Annotated in this window: 18 protein-coding genes; 1 reads left to right on the top strand and 17 read right to left on the bottom strand. The window is 29.5% G+C overall.

The annotated features are described in order from the left end of the window. The first annotated feature begins 279 nt into the window (after window positions 1-279). A complete protein-coding gene (locus tag ACRC28_RS02180; protein ID WP_438541816.1) occupies window positions 280-1,341 on the top strand; it encodes a CotS family spore coat protein in 1,062 nt (353 codons plus the stop codon). 32 nt (window positions 1,342-1,373) lie between these two features. On the opposite strand, the gene ppdK is transcribed toward ACRC28_RS02180, so the two are convergent. From ppdK to prmA, 17 genes are all read right to left on the bottom strand, one after another. Then, window positions 1,374-4,001, bottom strand: coding sequence for a pyruvate, phosphate dikinase (gene ppdK, locus ACRC28_RS02175; protein WP_438541815.1), 2,628 nt, complete (start codon window positions 3,999-4,001; stop codon window positions 1,374-1,376). 78 nt (window positions 4,002-4,079) lie between these two features. Then, window positions 4,080-4,712, bottom strand: coding sequence for a helix-turn-helix transcriptional regulator (locus tag ACRC28_RS02170; RefSeq protein WP_438541814.1), 633 nt, complete (start codon window positions 4,710-4,712; stop codon window positions 4,080-4,082). 203 nt (window positions 4,713-4,915) lie between these two features. Then, complete coding sequence (locus ACRC28_RS02165) at window positions 4,916-5,560, bottom strand: DUF4342 domain-containing protein (RefSeq protein WP_438541813.1); 645 nt, start codon at window positions 5,558-5,560, stop codon at window positions 4,916-4,918. Between the two features lie 6 nt (window positions 5,561-5,566). Then, a complete protein-coding gene (recO, locus tag ACRC28_RS02160) occupies window positions 5,567-6,307 on the bottom strand; it encodes a DNA repair protein RecO (RefSeq protein ID WP_438541812.1) in 741 nt (246 codons plus the stop codon). A gap of 13 nt (window positions 6,308-6,320) precedes the next feature. Continuing rightward, the gene (era, locus tag ACRC28_RS02155) at window positions 6,321-7,211 is read right to left on the bottom strand and encodes a GTPase Era (protein ID WP_438541811.1); all 891 of its coding nucleotides are present in this window, start codon (window positions 7,209-7,211) and stop codon (window positions 6,321-6,323) included. A gap of 9 nt (window positions 7,212-7,220) precedes the next feature. Continuing rightward, window positions 7,221-7,616: a cytidine deaminase gene (locus ACRC28_RS02150; protein WP_438541810.1), complete on the bottom strand. Its 396-nt coding sequence runs from the start codon at window positions 7,614-7,616 to the stop codon at window positions 7,221-7,223. A gap of 108 nt (window positions 7,617-7,724) precedes the next feature. Then, window positions 7,725-8,423: a diacylglycerol kinase gene (locus tag ACRC28_RS02145; RefSeq protein ID WP_438541809.1), complete on the bottom strand. Its 699-nt coding sequence runs from the start codon at window positions 8,421-8,423 to the stop codon at window positions 7,725-7,727. 17 nt (window positions 8,424-8,440) lie between these two features. Further along, the gene (gene ybeY / locus ACRC28_RS02140; protein WP_438541808.1) at window positions 8,441-8,941 is read right to left on the bottom strand and encodes an rRNA maturation RNase YbeY; all 501 of its coding nucleotides are present in this window, start codon (window positions 8,939-8,941) and stop codon (window positions 8,441-8,443) included. A 59-nt stretch (window positions 8,942-9,000) separates the two neighbouring features. Continuing rightward, entirely contained in the window at window positions 9,001-11,004 is a 2,004-nt protein-coding gene (locus tag ACRC28_RS02135) for an HD family phosphohydrolase (RefSeq protein WP_438541818.1), read from the bottom strand. A gap of 86 nt (window positions 11,005-11,090) precedes the next feature. Next, on the bottom strand, window positions 11,091-12,209 hold the full coding sequence (gene yqfD, locus ACRC28_RS02130) for a sporulation protein YqfD (RefSeq protein ID WP_438541807.1): 1,119 nt from the start codon (window positions 12,207-12,209) through the stop codon (window positions 11,091-11,093). Then, entirely contained in the window at window positions 12,199-12,492 is a 294-nt protein-coding gene (gene yqfC, locus ACRC28_RS02125) for a sporulation protein YqfC (RefSeq protein WP_438541806.1), read from the bottom strand. The genes yqfD and yqfC overlap by 11 nt, the downstream gene beginning before the upstream one ends. A gap of 136 nt (window positions 12,493-12,628) precedes the next feature. Then, the gene (locus ACRC28_RS02120) at window positions 12,629-13,081 is read right to left on the bottom strand and encodes a GatB/YqeY domain-containing protein (protein ID WP_438541805.1); all 453 of its coding nucleotides are present in this window, start codon (window positions 13,079-13,081) and stop codon (window positions 12,629-12,631) included. Window positions 13,082-13,111: 30 nt separating this feature from the next. Continuing rightward, window positions 13,112-13,288: a 30S ribosomal protein S21 gene (gene rpsU / locus ACRC28_RS02115; RefSeq protein ID WP_002597939.1), complete on the bottom strand. Its 177-nt coding sequence runs from the start codon at window positions 13,286-13,288 to the stop codon at window positions 13,112-13,114. 123 nt (window positions 13,289-13,411) lie between these two features. Further along, window positions 13,412-13,753: a histidine triad nucleotide-binding protein gene (locus ACRC28_RS02110; RefSeq protein WP_438541804.1), complete on the bottom strand. Its 342-nt coding sequence runs from the start codon at window positions 13,751-13,753 to the stop codon at window positions 13,412-13,414. Window positions 13,754-13,784: 31 nt separating this feature from the next. After that, window positions 13,785-15,092 carry a tRNA (N(6)-L-threonylcarbamoyladenosine(37)-C(2))-methylthiotransferase MtaB gene (mtaB, locus tag ACRC28_RS02105; RefSeq protein WP_438541803.1) on the bottom strand — a complete coding sequence of 436 codons (1,308 nt, stop codon included), beginning with the start codon at window positions 15,090-15,092 and terminating at the stop codon, window positions 13,785-13,787. Then, the gene (locus ACRC28_RS02100; protein WP_438541802.1) at window positions 15,093-15,839 is read right to left on the bottom strand and encodes an RsmE family RNA methyltransferase; all 747 of its coding nucleotides are present in this window, start codon (window positions 15,837-15,839) and stop codon (window positions 15,093-15,095) included. It abuts the gene before it with no gap. A 15-nt stretch (window positions 15,840-15,854) separates the two neighbouring features. Next, window positions 15,855-16,796 (bottom strand): 50S ribosomal protein L11 methyltransferase, encoded by a 942-nt coding sequence (gene prmA / locus ACRC28_RS02095; RefSeq protein ID WP_438541817.1) that lies wholly within the window; start codon window positions 16,794-16,796, stop codon window positions 15,855-15,857. Window positions 16,797-16,813 lie beyond the last annotated feature (17 nt).

Below are 16,813 nucleotides of genomic sequence, written 5' to 3'. Positions count from 1 at the left end.
CCTTATTTTAACTATTTTATTCCTATTTTTTACTTTATCTCTATAAAATTTTAGTAATTCTTCTAAATGTCAAATTTTCTTTTTATATATTTTAAAGGAAATTTTTTATTTTCTATTCTTCTATTTCTTTTATTCTATATTTATCTCTTAATTCCTTTAATTATTACTAGTATTTAGTATTTGCAAAATATTATTTTTTATTATTTTAAATTTATAATTCTACTTATACTAAGTTACAACATAGAATATAGTAATAATATTATTTAGGAGATTTGCATAATGAAAAAAATATTAGATAATTCCTCTAATCCTTTTTCTGAAGAAACTATTCGATTTCAAGTTTTATCCCATTATGGATTAGAAAATTCTAAAATATCTGTTATTAAACTAAAGAATACTGACAAACAAAGAATTGTGTATAAAATTACTTATAAGAATAGATCTTACTGTTTAAAGAAAGTCTATTACAATGAAGCTGATTTACTTTTTGTTTATTCAGCCTTAGAATGGCTATTTAAAAATAATATTAATACACCTAAATTATTAAATACCCTTTCTGGAAATAAATATGTTAATCTAAATGGTATGCTTTTTATATTAACTTTATGGATTGATGGCAGTAAATGTAACTCTAATGAAACATCTCATATTATTACTGCTGTACGCCAACTTTCCTACGTTCACAAATGTTCTAAAAATTTTATCCCTATTGAAGGAAGTTCTAATAGAGAAGGTTTGTCTGATATCTACATAACAACCTTAAAACACTTTAACCATATTTTACTTTCTTATAATGCCGCAATAAAAGATAAAAGTTTATTTTCTGAAATCTTTTTAGAATTTTTTGATATCTATTTAGAAATTTCTAAATTTTCTCTTGAAATCTCTAGTCGTGTTCAAAATTCTAATCTTTCAACCTCCTTGTGTCATGGAGATTATGTAAGTAAAAATTTACTTTTTGATAAACTTGATAATATTTGGCTTATTGACCTTGATAAATGTAAAATTGACTCCTCTATGCAAGACTTGGGATATTTTTTAAGAAGACTTTTAAGACGTGATAGCATTTCTTGGAACGTTGAATTTACTATGAGACTTTTAAGAGAATATAATAAAGGTAATACAATAACTGTTGATGACTTTAGATATCTTCTTGCATATATTTCTTTCCCACAAAAATATTGGAAAATTTCTAGAGACTTTTTTAGAAATAAATTAAAAATTAATAAATCTGTTGCTACAGATATGCTTATTAAAGGTACCGAAAAATCTCATGCTCATTTAACCTTTGTAAAAACAATCTTATCTAGAATTGAAAATGAATATGATATAAAACTATAAAAACCACCCAAACATGGGTGGTTTTCTTTTAATTATCTTTTATTATTTACTTGTGCTTGTGCTGCTGCAAGTCTTGCAAGTGGCACTCTAAATGGCGAACAAGATACATAGTCTAATCCTATATTGTGACAGAACTCAACTGATGATGGATCTCCTCCATGCTCTCCACAGATTCCAAGTTTAATATCACTTCTTGTTGCTCTTCCTTTTTCAGCTGCCATCTTAACTAATTGCCCAACTCCTGTTTGGTCTAACTTAGCAAATGGATCTTGCTCGTATATCTTTTCATCATAGTATGATGTTAAGAACTTAGCTGCATCATCTCTTGAGAAACCAAATGTCATTTGAGTTAAGTCATTTGTTCCAAATGAGAAGAATTCTGCTTCTTTAGCAATTTCGTCAGCTGTTAATGCCGCTCTTGGGATTTCAATCATTGTACCAACTTTATACTCTAATTTAGTTCCTTTTTCAGCCATAACCGCTTCTGCTGTTCTAACTACAACATCTTTAACGAATTTAAGTTCTTTAACTTCTCCAATTAATGGTATCATAATTTCTGGAACTACGTCATATCCTCTTTCAACGCTTACTGCAATTGCTGCTTCTATAATAGCTCTTGTTTGCATTTCAGCTATTTCTGGGTAAGTTACCGCAAGTCTACAACCTCTGTGTCCCATCATTGGGTTAAATTCATGCTTATCTTCTACTGCATTTTTGATTTCTTCTACATCTACATCTAATTCTTTAGCTAATGCTATTTTATCCTCTTCAGTATGAGGTAAGAACTCATGTAATGGTGGATCAAGAAGTCTTATTGTAGCTGGCATTCCTTTTAACGCTTCGTAGATAGCAGTAAAGTCAGCTCTTTGCATTGGAAGTATTTTATCTAATGCTTTTCTTCTATCTTCTTCAGTCTTAGCTATAATCATTTCTCTAACAGCTAGAATTCTATCTTCTGCAAAGAACATATGCTCTGTTCTACAAAGACCTATTCCTTCTGCTCCAAATTCAACTGCTTGCTTTGCATCTCTTGGTGTATCTGCATTAGTTCTAACTTTTAATTTTCTAATTTCATCAACCCATGCCATGAATGTTGCAAAATGCCCTGTTATTTCTGGAGTTACTGTTTTTATTTTTTCTCCATAAATATTTCCTGATGTTCCATCTATTGAAATAAAATCTTCTCCAGTATAAGTTTTTCCACCTACTTCTAAAGTTTTCTTTTCTTCATTTATTTTGATTTCTCCACATCCTGCTACACAACAAGTTCCCATTCCTCTAGCAACAACTGCTGCGTGAGAAGTCATTCCTCCTCTTACAGTTAAGATACCTTCTGCTGCAATCATTCCTTCAATATCCTCTGGTGAAGTTTCAAGTCTTGCAAGTACTACCGCTTCTCCATTAGCTGCTCTTTCTTTAGCTTCTTCAGCAGTGAATGCTATTTTACCACAAGCTGCTCCTGGTGATGCTGGAAGCCCTTTAGCAATTGGTGTTGCTTTCTTTAAGTCTTCATCATAGAACGCTGGATGTAATAATGTATCTAATTGTTTTGGTTCAACCTTTAAGATAGCTTCTTCTTTAGTTAACATTTTTGATTCAACTAAATCTACTGCTATTTTAAGTGCTGCTGGAGCTGTTCTTTTACCATTTCTAGTTTGTAAGAAGTATAATTTTCCTTCTTCAATAGTCATCTCCATATCTTGCATGTCTTTATAATGATTTTCTAATGTATTTACTATATCAATAAATTGCTTATAAATTTCTGGATTTTGTTCTTCTAATTTTGATATTGGAAGTGGTGTTCTTATACCTGCTACAACGTCTTCACCTTGTGCATTCATTAAGTATTCTCCATATATTTCATTATCACCATTTGCAGGGTTTCTTGAGAATACAACTCCTGTTCCTGAAGTTTCACCTTTATTACCAAACACCATTTGTTGAACGTTTACAGCAGTTCCCCACTCACCTGGTATATCATTTAATCTTCTATATACTCTAGCTCTTGGGTTATCCCATGATCTGAATACAGCTGTAACTGATTCTATTAATTGGCTTTTTGGATCTTGTGGGAAATTTTCTCCCTTTTCTTTTTTATATACTTCTTTGTACTCGTTTACTAATTCTTTTAAATCATCAGCAGTTAAATCTGTATCATCTTTAACTCCTCTTTTTTCTTTCATTTCATCAATTTTATCTTCAAATAATCTCTTTTCAACTCCCATAACTACATCTGAGAACATTTGAATAAATCTTCTATATGAATCATATGCAAACCTTGGATTATTTGTAAGCTCTGCCATTGCTTCTGCTGCTTCATCATTTAAACCTAAGTTTAATATTGTATCCATCATTCCTGGCATTGAAACTCTTGCCCCTGATCTTACTGATACAAGTAAAGGATTATTTGTACTTCCAAACTCTTTACCTGTTTCTTTTTCAAGTTCTTTCATACAATTTTCAATTTCTTCTATTATTGATGGTGCTATTACTCTTCCATCTTCATAATATTTATTACATGCCTCTGTTGTTACTGTAAATCCTTGTGGAACTGGTATTCCAAGTTGTGTCATTACAGAAAGATTTGCACCCTTTCCTCCTAGAAGATTTTTCATTGATGCATTCCCCTCTTTAAAAGGGTATACGTACTTTTTCTCCATCTCAATACTCCTCCGTTCAATACTTAAGTTAATATATATATTGTCGAGGACAAGTTTTTGTCCTCGCATATACCAAATTTATTTGTTTTTCCCAAGCTTAACGAATAATTTTGTAATATTAGTTTTAGAAACTTTTCCTAAAATCTTATATTGTTCTTTCTCATAAACCATAACTTTTTCAACAATAGGTATGCTATCAATTTCATGCTCTATTATTTTTGTTCCTACTGCATATGCTGAATCTTCTGTTGATGCACATACAATATTCGGCATTCTTGTCATAATAACTCCAACAGGTACCTTATGGATATCTGTTCCTCCAATTGCAATTTTCAAGAAATCTTTTCTTGAAACAGCACCGGTTAAGAAACCATTACTTTCTACAAATAATGTTCCTACATCATTTAAGAATAAGTATACAATTGCATCATATACTGTTGTTTCTTCACTTACCACTGAAGGCTTTGACATTATCTCATGAGCTTTGATTTCATTTATATACTCATTTACAAGACTGCTTTTAGGTTTATCTGAATATACATATCCAACCTTTGGTCTAGCATCTAATGCTCCTATCATAGTTAAAATCGCTAAGTCGGCTCTTAATGCAGCTCTCGTTACTCCTAAGCTATCTGCTAAGGCTTCACTTGTAACTGGCTGTCTTTCTTTAACTAATCTTATTATCTCTTCTTGCCTTTCTGATAACTTCAAGTTTATCCCTCTTTCTTGATTCGAGAATAAAATTTTCAGACAATTCAGATTTATTAGAATCTTTAGTACATTATAATTATACCATTTATTCCTTTTTTTTCTATATTCAAATAACCTGATTTAAGTCCATATTCTTCCAAATTTTCTTTTTAGAAGAATTCTTCTCTTTATACATTCTTTTTTCTTCCATTTACTGTATTTTCCTATTCTTCGTCGTCAAATTTCACAGTATATGTGTAAACAGTATCATCTCCTGTATATACTTTGCTTTTATTTTCACTTTTATTCTTCATATCATTTTTTACGTCATTTAGCTTTTCTTTTACATCTTCAGCTTTTCTGCTTGCTTTCTCTCTAACTTCGCTTGCAACTACACTTGCTTTTTCTTTTACTTCATCAGTAACTTTTTTCACATATTTGTTAACAACTTCTACGCTTCCATCACATTTTGTGATTTCTATAGTTACTTTTGTTGCAACTGCTGCTATTACTCCAAAGGCTAAAACTGCTGGTAAAACTATTGCTATGACCATTGCAGAGATACCTGCATTAACAGGAAGGTCTGCTATTACTGTTTCCTCTTTTTTAATTTTTATTCTACTTACGTTACCTTTTTCTATAATTTCTTTTAGCCAAAGCTTAAAATCTTCTGTATTGTATGCAGTTTTTGATAATATATCTTCCTCTTCAACTACGTTATTTATTCCCTTTACCCCATCTTTTTCAAGGTTTATTAACGCTTCTAAAACATCTCCATCTGCTTCGATTAAAATTCTTTTAGCTTCTTCATAGCTAACATTTGCTCTTTCTCTTATTTGATCAACTTTTTCTAATGTAATTTCTTTCATAAACTATCACTCCTTAATATAATTTAACATTTCTAAACTTTTAGGTTTTCTAGAATAATTTGAAGATATAAAATATAAATTTATTTTTTCTATTTCTTTTTTTACATCCTCATTTAATTTCATCATATATATTCTACTTGCATCTATTTTATTTAAAAATTTAAGAGCTGCATATGCTTCTTTTGATATATATAGTGTATTATTTCTTCCACACTCTTCACATACACCACTAAAAGTCTGCATATGAATGTATTTTGAACTTCTAATTTTTTTTCTGCATATGGCACAATTATCTAAATTTATACCATATCCAGTTTCTTTTAATAATTTAAGTTCAAATGACCTAATCAAAAGTTCATAATCAATTGCATCTGTATCTAATAAATATAGTGTTTTTACGAATTCTAAATATAAAAGATCATTTTTTTCACCATCATTTATGCAAATATCAATTAACTCAGAAATATATGATGCATAGGTTAATTTATCTAAGTTGTTCATTAAGCCTTTAAAGGAATTTATTATTTTTCCTTCTTGAAGGGTATACATATTTTTACCTTTAAAAAGCATATAATCACTATAACAAAGACTTCCTGTTACTGAAAATAATTTGCTTTTACTTTTTTTAGCACCTTTTGCTATAGCTGTTATTTTCCCAAAATCCTTTGTGTATATCCAGACTATTTTATCATTTTCCTTATAATCTGTAGATTTTATAATTACACCACTTGTTTTAACTAGAGACATCTTATCACCTATATTACTTTACATTTTTATATCCAAGCTCTTTAAGTAAATTATTGTTGTCTCTCCATTCTTTTCTTACTTTAACCCAAAGCTTCAACATAACTTTTGTTCCTAAAAATCTTTCTAATTCATATCTTGCAGTTTCACCTATTTTTTTAAGTACAACTCCATTTTTACCAATTATAATTCCCTTATGAGAATCTTTTTCACATATAATATCTGATTCAATATGATATGTTCCTTTTTCACTTTTTTTCATTCTTATTATATCTACTGCAATTCCATGTGGAACTTCATCTCTTAAACATCTTAATGCTTTTTCTCTTATTATTTCTGATACTACAAATCTTTCTTGAACATCTGTTATCATATCTTCCGGATAATACTTAGGTCCCTCAGGTAACTTTTCAGCCATTAAGTTAAGTAATTTATCTACATTTTTCCCTTTAGATGCTGAAATAGGAATTATTTCTGCAAATGGGAATGCTTCTGAATATTTCATTAAAGTTTCTGCAACCTTATCTTGAGTAAATTCATCAATTTTATTTAAAACTAAGAATACAGGACATTTTTTACCTTTTAAATTCTCTAAAATAAAGTTGTCTCCTTTTCCAAGCTCTCCATCTGGATTAGTTACAAAAAGAATTAAATCTACATCTTTTGTTGAATCCTTTGCAGAGTTTACCATATACTCTCCTAATTTATGCTTTGGTTTATGGATACCTGGTGTATCTACAAAGACCATTTGATAGTCATCTGTAGTTTTTATTGTTTGTATATTGTTTCTTGTCGTCTGTGGTTTATTAGATACAATAGATAGTTTTTCCCCCATTATATAGTTCATTAATGTTGATTTTCCTACATTTGGTCTTCCTACTATTGATACAAATCCTGATTTAAACATTTTTTCCTCCTACTCAAGATCTCTTTTAGTAAAACTTCCTGGCATTATTTCCCCAAAAGTTTTTACTAAATAATCTTCCTCGTTTTTTACTATATAAATCTTAACATCTTCTGTATGTGCAAATTCACTTATTACCTGTCTACACATTCCACATGGGTACGTATAATTATTTACATCTCCAATTAATGCAAGTGCTTTAATAGATTTATTTCCTTTAGCTACTCCATTGAAAATCGCTACTCTTTCAGCACACATAGTTGCACCATAAGATGCATTTTCAACATTGCTTCCTGTATATATATTTCCATCTTCAAATAATACTGCTGCCCCTACTTTAAAATTTGAATATGGGCAATATGCATTTTCCCTAGCTTTAATTGCTTCCTTTATAAGTTTTTTCTCCATTTGAAAAACCCTCCCTTATTCTTAAGTATAAACTATTTTGCTTATTGTGCATAATATTATATCATTATTATATAATTAAACAACACTTATTATATAGTTTTTCTTTAATTATCTTAAAATTGTGAAAATAAGAGTTGTTATAAGCATCCCAAAAAGTGCTCCTACTATAACTTCAAACAAGGAATGTACTTCTGCATCTACTCTGCTTTGAGCTGTTATAAGTGCCATTAAAAAGCTTAAAAATATACAAATTGGCTCTTCTGTTATAAATGATATAGCTGTTGCAATAGAAAATGCTAATGCACTATGCCCACTTGGCATTCCTCCCTTAAGAGGTGTTCCTTCTCCAAATATAGCTTTTGCAATTATAGTAGCTATTGATACTATAGCTAAAAGTATAAATATCATATGTGGCTCTGAATTTTTTATTTTATCTAAAACAGCATATGATAAGTGACTTAATTTATCTCCAAAGATTATATATCCAACTAATACTGCATTTAAAGCTGTTATAACAACTGCTCCTGCTGCTACATTCTTAGCTATTTTGGCTAAGGGATGATAATAATTTGTATTCATATCAACGATAGCTTCAATTGCAGTATTGAAAAGCTCTGCTCCAATAACCATTACTATAGTTATTGCTAAAATTAATATTTCAGTTTTAGATACATCAAAAAATAGACATAAAACCAAAACTATTAAAGTAGCTACCATATGAATCCTCATATTTCTTTGAGTTCGGACCGTATAAATAATTCCGTCTATTGCATAATTAAAACTATCTAAAACTTTTTTTAATTTCATGTCTATTTCACCTAACCTTATCTATTAATATTTAATTTACTTAAAATTTCCTCTTCTCTTTTCCTCATTATTTTTTTATCTTCCTCAATCATATGATCATATCCTAATAAATGAAGAACTGAATGTACTATTAAATAAAAACTTTCTCTTTCAAATGAATGGTTATATTCTTTAGATTGCTCTAATGCCCTTTCTAAGGATAAAACAATATCACCTAAAACTAGTTCTTCACCATCTAAATATATTTCATCAAATTCTTTTCCTGTATAAACTTCTTTAAATACTTTTTTATCTTCATAATCAAGCATTGGAAAAGATAGTACATCTGTTGCTTTATCAATATTTCTAGTTTCATTATTTATTTCTCTAATTTCTTCATTGTCTACTAAAACTAATGATATTTCACATTTTTTATCTACTTCTTCTTCTTTTAATGCAAATAAAATAACTTTTTCCATATCCTTTACAAATTCATCTGTTACTTCTATTATTTCTTGTCTGTTGTCTAAATATATCATTTATTTATCTCCTTATTATATATATGTTAAAGGGGAGGGTTTAAAACCTCTCCCCTTTTTTATTTTTTAACTTTTTCTGTTGGATACTCAATTCTTTGATGATATATCCCATTTAAAGCTTTTAGGAATGATTTTCTTATTTTTTCTAAATCTCTTAATGTTAAATCACAATTATCAAGCTGTCCTGAGTAAAGTTTATCTTTTATTATGTTATTAACCATTTCTTCGATTTTCCCTTTACTCGGCTCTCCAATAGATCTTACCGCTGCCTCTACACTATCAGCAAGCATTAAAATACCCGCTTCCTTACTGCTTGGTATTGGACCTGGATATCTAAAATCTTCTTCCTTTACATCCTCTGGATTTTCAGCTTCATTTTTCATTGTGTAATAAAAATATTTTACTAATGTAGTTCCATGATGTTGCACTATCATATCTTGTATAACTTCTGGTAAGTTATGTTCTTTTGCAAGCTCTAAACCATCCTTCACATGTGAAGTTATAATCAATGTACTTAAATTTGGACTTATTTTATCATGAGGATTTTCTCGACCTATTTGATTTTCTTTAAAGAAATATGGTCTAACAGTTTTTCCTACATCATGATAATATGCCCCCACTCTTGCAACTACTGGATTTGCATTTATATCTTCTGCTGCCATTTCTGCTAAATTAGCAACCAACATACTATGATGATATGTTCCTGGTGCCTCCATTAGTATTTTCTTTAACAATGGACTATTAGGATTAGATAATTCTAATAACTTTAAATTTGTTACTATATCAAACCCTGATTCAAAAAATGGTAAAACACCAATAGCTAATATTGCAGAAAAAACAACTCCAATTCCTGCTGCTAAACTTAGTATAAGAATTTCACTTAAATTGTTTGATAGTAAAAATCCTGTTGAAAATGTTAATATCACACTCATTACAATCAAGCCTGCACTTGAATATAAAATATCATTTCTTTGCTGCATCCTTCTTAATGATGTTGCCCCTATTATCCCATTTAAAATTCCAAGCATAATTATTTGTGGATCAAAACCTACAACTCCTGCAATTAATATTACATCTAAGCTTGATATCACAATAGAGATTCTATAATCAACTAATAATGTAATAAGAATTGGTGCACACGCTAACGGTATTGCAAAAGGCGAAATAACGCTTACTACCCTTGCAATTATAATTGTTAAAACACTTATAGTATTAATCAATATTAAAATTTTAGTACTCTTAAATTCTTTTTTATGATTTTTGTAAATATAAAAATGCTTTATAAATATTACGCTAATTACAAATAGGGCTAGCACCCCATACAGTATAAATATACTCCAACCACCACTTTGATCTATAAGTCCTAAATCTTTTAAAACTGCAATTTGTTCCTCTGTTATTGGTTCTCCTTCTGTAACAATTGTTTGATTCTTCTTTATTATAACCTTCTGTACAGACTTTTCTGCTTCTTGTATTGCTTCATTTGTTTTTTCTTCATCATAAAAAAAGTTAGGTTCTATTTTAGGGATTATCATTTGTCTTAATACATTTTTCACATTGCTGCTTTCATCTAATTCATTTATTTTTTCCTCTGCAATTTCAATTGCATTGTCTAAACTTGTTGGATTACCTTTTGCAATATTAGTTGCATAAGTAGCTTCTACTATGTTTTTTACATCAAATTTCAGATCATTTAATTCTTGTTCTGATAGATTAAGTAATGTTTTATAATTAGCATCTGTTAAATTTGAATCTTTTATTCCATCTAATTCTTTTAACTGATTTTCAGTTCCCTCTACATTCTTACTTACATCTTGAACTTTATTTAAAATAGACAAAATACTTTCTTCAACCTGTGGCTCAATTTCACTTTTTAATGTATATTGCTTATCTACACCCTTGGCAGCTTCCTCTTCTTTTTTCTTTGTAGCCATTTGGTCTATTGTATCCCTTGGTGCTTTAATGGTAACCCTAGCTATATCACCTTCTTTTAGATCATATTCCTTTGGTGCAATAGCTGTTATCAAAACTGCATAGATAACTATAAAGCTTACAATGTACATTAAAAACCTTATCTTATTCTTTTTTATATCTATATTTAATTTTAATTTTTTTTTCAAGTTCCCACCTTCTCATCATAATGCTAAAACTACCTATTGGCAATATTTTGCTCAACAGTAAATTCTACTATTATTTTTATTTTTCCGCCCCCTAATTCAAATGTATCTACCTTTTGATTTATTATCTTTGTGTCTATTGGAAGTTCTTTCTCTAATAGTTCTTTTAATTCCTTAACTACATCCTTCTCTATTTCATTCCTATCTTTTTTTATAGTCTCAGTTTTTTTCTCATAATAAATATTTTTATTGAAAAATCCATTTTCTTCTTCTATTTTATCATATTTTTCAAATGAATTAGAGAATTTTTTCAAATAAATTTTCTTTCCAAAAATATTTAAATAATACTCATTTTCACTTTTTTCTCCTCTTACTTCTTCTCCACCATCTAAGTCAATCTCTACCTCTTTTGTATAAAAAGTATTTGCAACTACTTTTCCAATGGCCTTACTTTCTATTATTTCACCATTCCCTTCCATATATCCTTCTATAAGCACATCCCCTTCTTTAACTATATCTCCTGGCTTTACTATAGCAGTTCCCTTTTGAGCATAAATCCTTTTTACTTCTCCACCAATTTTCGCATAAACATCCCCTTCATTTTCCTCTAAATTTGCTGGTGGATTTATTTTTTCCTTCACTACAATATTCAAAGTGGATCCCTCTATACGAACTCTAGTCCATAAAACATCATTGCACTTGTCTTCAATAGCCTTTTCTATTTCATATACATCTATCTCAGACTTTAACATTCCCTGTTCTACTCCTATATTCAAAAGTACTTCCCTTACTTCAAAGGGTGATAACTTTTTTTCTGTCTCTATATCAATGGCCCAAACAAATCTTGATAAAGTAAATAACATTATTACAAATAAAACACCCCCAATTAAAAGTCCAATGCGATTTTTTATTCGTTTAATTTTTATTATGTTCCCCTTTTCCTCAATAACTTTTATTTTCCCACCATATCTCTTTGTTATTTTAACTAAATCTTTGTAATCCTCATAATATGTTTCAAATGATAGTAAAGCTTTATTTACACGTCTTACCTTGCTTACATGTATTTTATTTTGTATACATGTATTTAAAACCTCTTCCCCTTTTAATGTATTTACTTCAACTCTAATTATATATTTTATATTATTCCCCATCATAATTTTCTCCATAATATATACTAGTAAATTTGCCACTAACTATTATTGTTTCTTCTTCTATATATAAAAGTTCAAAATCAATTCCTTTTATCGTCAATATCCCTATACTTGTATTGAATACAACTTTTTCATTATCAAACACTCGTATACCTTTATGATTTTCTATTTTTACTTCTTCTTTTCCTGTTATTATTATCTTTGGTTCCCCAGTAAGCATTTCTCTTGGCATGTTTATTTTTTTCAAAATTTCATTTTTTTTATTTATAATTTTCTTTTCCATAATTTCTCCCTCTATAAGTTCTATCATAGTAATTTATGTTTTAAACTTCCAAATTATGAATTTTTCCAAAAGAAAAAGGATGCCTTTTTAAAAGGCATCCTTAGATAACAAAGAAGGTTCAAAGAACCTTCACTTGCTACTTATTACTTAAATAATCTTTTACTATTTGACTCACAAGTTTGCCATCAGCTTTCCCTAATGTCTTAGGTCTAACTAATGCCATTAACTTACCCATGTCTTTTATGCAATTTGCACCCGCTTCATCTGCTGAGTCTTTGACTATTTGTAATATTTCTGTTTCGCTTAATTGCTGAGGAAGGTAATTTAGCAAGATTTTAATTTCTTCATTAGTTGAATCAACTAAATCTTGTCTATTACCTTTTTCAAACTCAAGCACTGACTCACGTCTTTGCTTGACTTCTCTTGCTAAAATTTCGATAGCTTTTGCATCATCAACTACAGTTCCATCAGTTTTTTCAACTAATAATATAGCTGCTTTTGCAGTGCTTAAAACATTAGCTTTAAATTTCTCTTTTGCTTTTAAAGCATTTTTCCAATCATCTTGAAGTCTGATCTTTATTTCTGGCATCTATTTCATACCTTCTTTCAAAAAGAAATCCTATTTGAATTTTCTCTTTCTAGCAGCTTCTGATTTCTTTTTCTTTTTTACACTTGGCTTTTCGTAGTGTTCTCTTTTTCTTACTTCAGTAAGAACTCCAGCTCTAGCGCATTTTCTTTTAAATCTTCTTAATGCACTCTCAAGAGTTTCGTTTTCTCCAACTTTTATTTCTGACATTCATTATCCCTCCCTCCGCTAGCTTAAATTAATAAATTCAACTCAGCTACGGGCTTAATAACACACGCTAAATTATACAACAGTTACCTACCGTATGTCAACAATAAGATTAAACTTATTTTTTTAACCTGGTGGCCAAGCTAAATTTCTTCCACCTAAAACATGAAAATGTAAGTGATTTACTGTTTGCCCACCATCTTTACCGCAGTTATTAACAATTCTATATCCATCATCTGCTATATTTAATTCATTAGTTATTTTATTTATAACTTCAAATATATGTGATATATATTTAGAATTTTCTGCATCTATAAAATTAGCGCTTTCTATGTGTTTTTTAGGTATTACTAGAAAGTGAACTGGGGCTTCCTTGTTTATATCATGAAATGCATAAACTAATTCATCCTCATATATTTTATTTGATGGTATTTCACCATTTATTATCTTGCAAAATATACAATCCATTCCATTTCACCTCCTTGAATTAACACTAACCTTATTCTATCACATTTCCTATACAATAGTCACCATTAGATTTTAAAATTTCTACATTTATTATTTTTCCTATATTATCATCACATGCACCATTCACATGAACTTTAACATAGTTTTTAGTGTATCCTTCATATAAATCCTCAGTATTCTTTACTTTTCTCTCAATTAAGACACCCATCTCTCTTCCTTCTAAAGACTTAGAAAAATCGGCTTCATTTATGTCATTTAACGAGATTAATTTTTTACTTCTCTCTTCTTTTATGTTTCCATCTACTTGATTTTCCATATCATAAGCTTTTGTTCCTGTTCTAGGACTAAATTTAAACACATGAGTTTTTGTAAGTTTATTTCTTTTTAAGAAATCATATGTTTGGTCAAATTCCTCTTCTGTTTCACCTGGGAATCCTACTATTACATCTGTAGTTATTGAAACATCTTCTAAATTTTCTCTTAATATTTTCACTATATCTTCATATTCTTTTGCTGTGTATCTTCTATTCATTCTCTTAAGGGTTTCTGTACATCCACTTTGAAGTGATAGGTGGAATTGTGGACAAAGTTTCTTCATTCCCTTTATCTTTTCTACAACTTCTGGTGTAAAGAAAGCTGGCTCTATAGACCCTATTCTAACTCTCTCTATCCCATCTATTTTTTCTATTTCCTCTAATAATGCTACTAAATCTACTTTCCCCTCTAAATCTAAACCATAAGACGCTGTATGTATTCCTGAAAGTATTATTTCCTTAAATCCATGTTCTGCTAAGCTTTTCACTTCTTCTAACACTACATTAAAATCTTTTGAACAAACTGCACCTCTTGTATATGGAATTAAACAGTACGTACAGAATCTGTTACATCCATCTTGAATTTTTAAAAATGCTCTAGTTTTATCTCTATAATCTTCTATTTTTAAGTTTTCAAACTTTTTATTTTTTAAAACACCTGAAACTTCTATTTGAGGCTTTTTCTCGTCTCTAGCTTTGTTTACGTAATATACAATATCACCTTTATTTCTTGTTCCAAGTACCACATCTACCCCTTCAATTCCAGCAACTTCTTTAGGTGCTATTTGTGAATAACATCCAACTGCTGCAACGATGGCATCTTCATTTTGTCTTCTTGCTCTTCCTATTATTTGTCTTGATTTTTTATCTCCCATATTAGTTACAGAACATGTATTTATAACATATACATCTGCCTTTTCTGAAAAGTCTACTACTTCGTATCCTTCTCTTATGAATTTTTCAGTCATTGCTTCTGACTCATATACATTAACTCTGCATCCTAATGTTTGAAATGCTACTTTCATTTATTTTCCTCCTAAATCACCAAACTCATACTGAATTAGCGAAGTTGCTGTAAACCCTGCTGTTTCTGTTCTAAGTATTCTATTTCCTAATGTGATTATTCTTCCATTTACATTTTCTAATTCTTTTATTTCTTCTTCTTCAAATCCACCTTCTGGACCAACCATTATTGCAATAGTTTTTATCTTTTCTTTATCTATTTCACTTACTAATTTTTTTATTCCAAACTCTTCTTTATTTTCATATGGAACTATTACTAAGTCATATCCTTTTAATTCTTCTAAAAGGCTTTTAAATTCTATTGGCTCTAATACTTTTGGTACAATACTTCTCTTACTTTGTTTTGCCGCCTCTAAGGCTATTCTATTTAATCTATCTAATTTTTTAAAATCACCCTTTAGCTTAACATCAACTCTTTTTGTTAGTACTGGAACAAAAGCTTTTAATCCAAGTTCTGTTCCTTTTTGTACTATCAAATCCATTTTTTGAGCTTTTGGAAGTCCTTGAAAAAGTGTTATTTCTACTGGACTTTCATTATTTATCTCTAATTTCTCCAAAATAGTAAGCTCTACTTCTGTTTTAGATATATTTTTTATATCTGCTAAATATTCATTACCATTTGAATCATTTAATCTTACCGTTTCGCCTTCATCTAATCTAAGGACTTTATAAATATGCTTTACATCCTCACCAATTATTTTTGCATAATCATCAATTATTAAATCTGGTGATGTAAAAAATTTATGCATAAGCTTTCTCTCCCCTTATTTTAATTTAGCAACTATACAGTTCCATTCTCCATCTGTGTTTACTTCAACAATTTCAAATCCCTCTTCTTCTAACTTATCAGTTACCATTTTAACTCTTTCATGAATAATTCCTGATGTAATAAATAGTCCATTTTCTTTTAAAACTCTCTTTACATCATCAATTAATACACAAATAATCTCTGCTAAAATATTAGCTACAACAATATCAGCTTTACCTTCTATAACTTCAACTAAATTTCCATAAAGAATCTCGATATTTTCTAAATTATTGTAACCAACATTTTCTTTTGCTGATTCTACTGCTACTGGGTCTAAATCTACACCTACTGCTTTTTTTGCTCCAAGCTTAGCAGCTCCTATAGCTAAAATTCCTGAACCACATCCAACATCAAATACAATACTATCTTTTTCTACATACTTATCTAATGCTTTTAAACACATGCTTGTTGTTTCATGATCCCCTGTTCCAAATGCCATTCCTGGATCTAATTCTATAACTAACTCATCATTTTTCACTTCATACTCTTCCCATATAGGCTTTACTACCAACTTATCAGTTATTTTAGATGGCTTATAATATTTTTTCCAGTTATTTGCCCAGTCTTCTTCATGAGTTTTTTCCATAAGAACTTCTCCAAGTCCAACATCTATACCAAACTCTTTTAATTCTTCTACTTTTTCTTTTATAAAAGCTAAAATATCTTCTAAATTGTCCTCTTCTGAAAAATATCCTTTTACTACTGCAAACTCACCTTTATGTTCTAATACATTTATGTCAGCAAAGTCCCAAGTTAGTGGTCCTTGTTCTCTTCCTAATATGTCATTTGGGTCCTCTACAGACACCCCTTTACAGTCTAATCCATAAAATATACCTGATATAGGCTCTATAGCCTCACTTGTTGTTTTTATTTTTATTTCAGTCCATGTTCCTTCCATGTCTTTCATTCCTTTCA

It is taken from the genome of Clostridium sp. (assembly GCF_051650885.1).
In the GTDB taxonomy this organism is placed as follows: Bacteria; Bacillota; Clostridia; order Clostridiales; family Clostridiaceae; genus Clostridium.
The sequence above is the reverse complement of the archived record's forward strand: the minus strand, read 5'-3'. Positions and strand labels throughout refer to the sequence as shown.

Excerpts from the sequence above, each read along its gene's own strand:
- ACRC28_RS02180 (WP_438541816.1), top strand. The coding sequence starts at position 280 with ATGAAAAAAATATTAGATAATTCCTCTAATCCTTTTTCTGAAGAAACT.
- ppdK (WP_438541815.1), bottom strand. The coding sequence starts at position 4,001 with ATGGAGAAAAAGTACGTATACCCTTTTAAAGAGGGGAATGCATCAATG.
- ACRC28_RS02165 (WP_438541813.1), bottom strand. The coding sequence starts at position 5,560 with ATGAAAGAAATTACATTAGAAAAAGTTGATCAAATAAGAGAAAGAGCA.
- recO (WP_438541812.1), bottom strand. The coding sequence starts at position 6,307 with ATGTCTCTAGTTAAAACAAGTGGTGTAATTATAAAATCTACAGATTAT.
- era (WP_438541811.1), bottom strand. The coding sequence starts at position 7,211 with ATGTTTAAATCAGGATTTGTATCAATAGTAGGAAGACCAAATGTAGGA.
- ACRC28_RS02150 (WP_438541810.1), bottom strand. The coding sequence starts at position 7,616 with ATGGAGAAAAAACTTATAAAGGAAGCAATTAAAGCTAGGGAAAATGCA.
- ACRC28_RS02145 (WP_438541809.1), bottom strand. The coding sequence starts at position 8,423 with ATGAAATTAAAAAAAGTTTTAGATAGTTTTAATTATGCAATAGACGGA.
- ybeY (WP_438541808.1), bottom strand. The coding sequence starts at position 8,941 with ATGATATATTTAGACAACAGACAAGAAATAATAGAAGTAACAGATGAA.
- ACRC28_RS02135 (WP_438541818.1), bottom strand. The coding sequence starts at position 11,004 with ATGTACATTGTAAGCTTTATAGTTATCTATGCAGTTTTGATAACAGCT.
- yqfD (WP_438541807.1), bottom strand. The coding sequence starts at position 12,209 with ATGGGGAATAATATAAAATATATAATTAGAGTTGAAGTAAATACATTA.
- yqfC (WP_438541806.1), bottom strand. The coding sequence starts at position 12,492 with ATGGAAAAGAAAATTATAAATAAAAAAAATGAAATTTTGAAAAAAATA.
- ACRC28_RS02120 (WP_438541805.1), bottom strand. The coding sequence starts at position 13,081 with ATGCCAGAAATAAAGATCAGACTTCAAGATGATTGGAAAAATGCTTTA.
- rpsU (WP_002597939.1), bottom strand. The coding sequence starts at position 13,288 with ATGTCAGAAATAAAAGTTGGAGAAAACGAAACTCTTGAGAGTGCATTA.
- ACRC28_RS02110 (WP_438541804.1), bottom strand. The coding sequence starts at position 13,753 with ATGGATTGTATATTTTGCAAGATAATAAATGGTGAAATACCATCAAAT.
- mtaB (WP_438541803.1), bottom strand. The coding sequence starts at position 15,092 with ATGAAAGTAGCATTTCAAACATTAGGATGCAGAGTTAATGTATATGAG.
- ACRC28_RS02100 (WP_438541802.1), bottom strand. The coding sequence starts at position 15,839 with ATGCATAAATTTTTTACATCACCAGATTTAATAATTGATGATTATGCA.
- prmA (WP_438541817.1), bottom strand. The coding sequence starts at position 16,796 with ATGGAAGGAACATGGACTGAAATAAAAATAAAAACAACAAGTGAGGCT.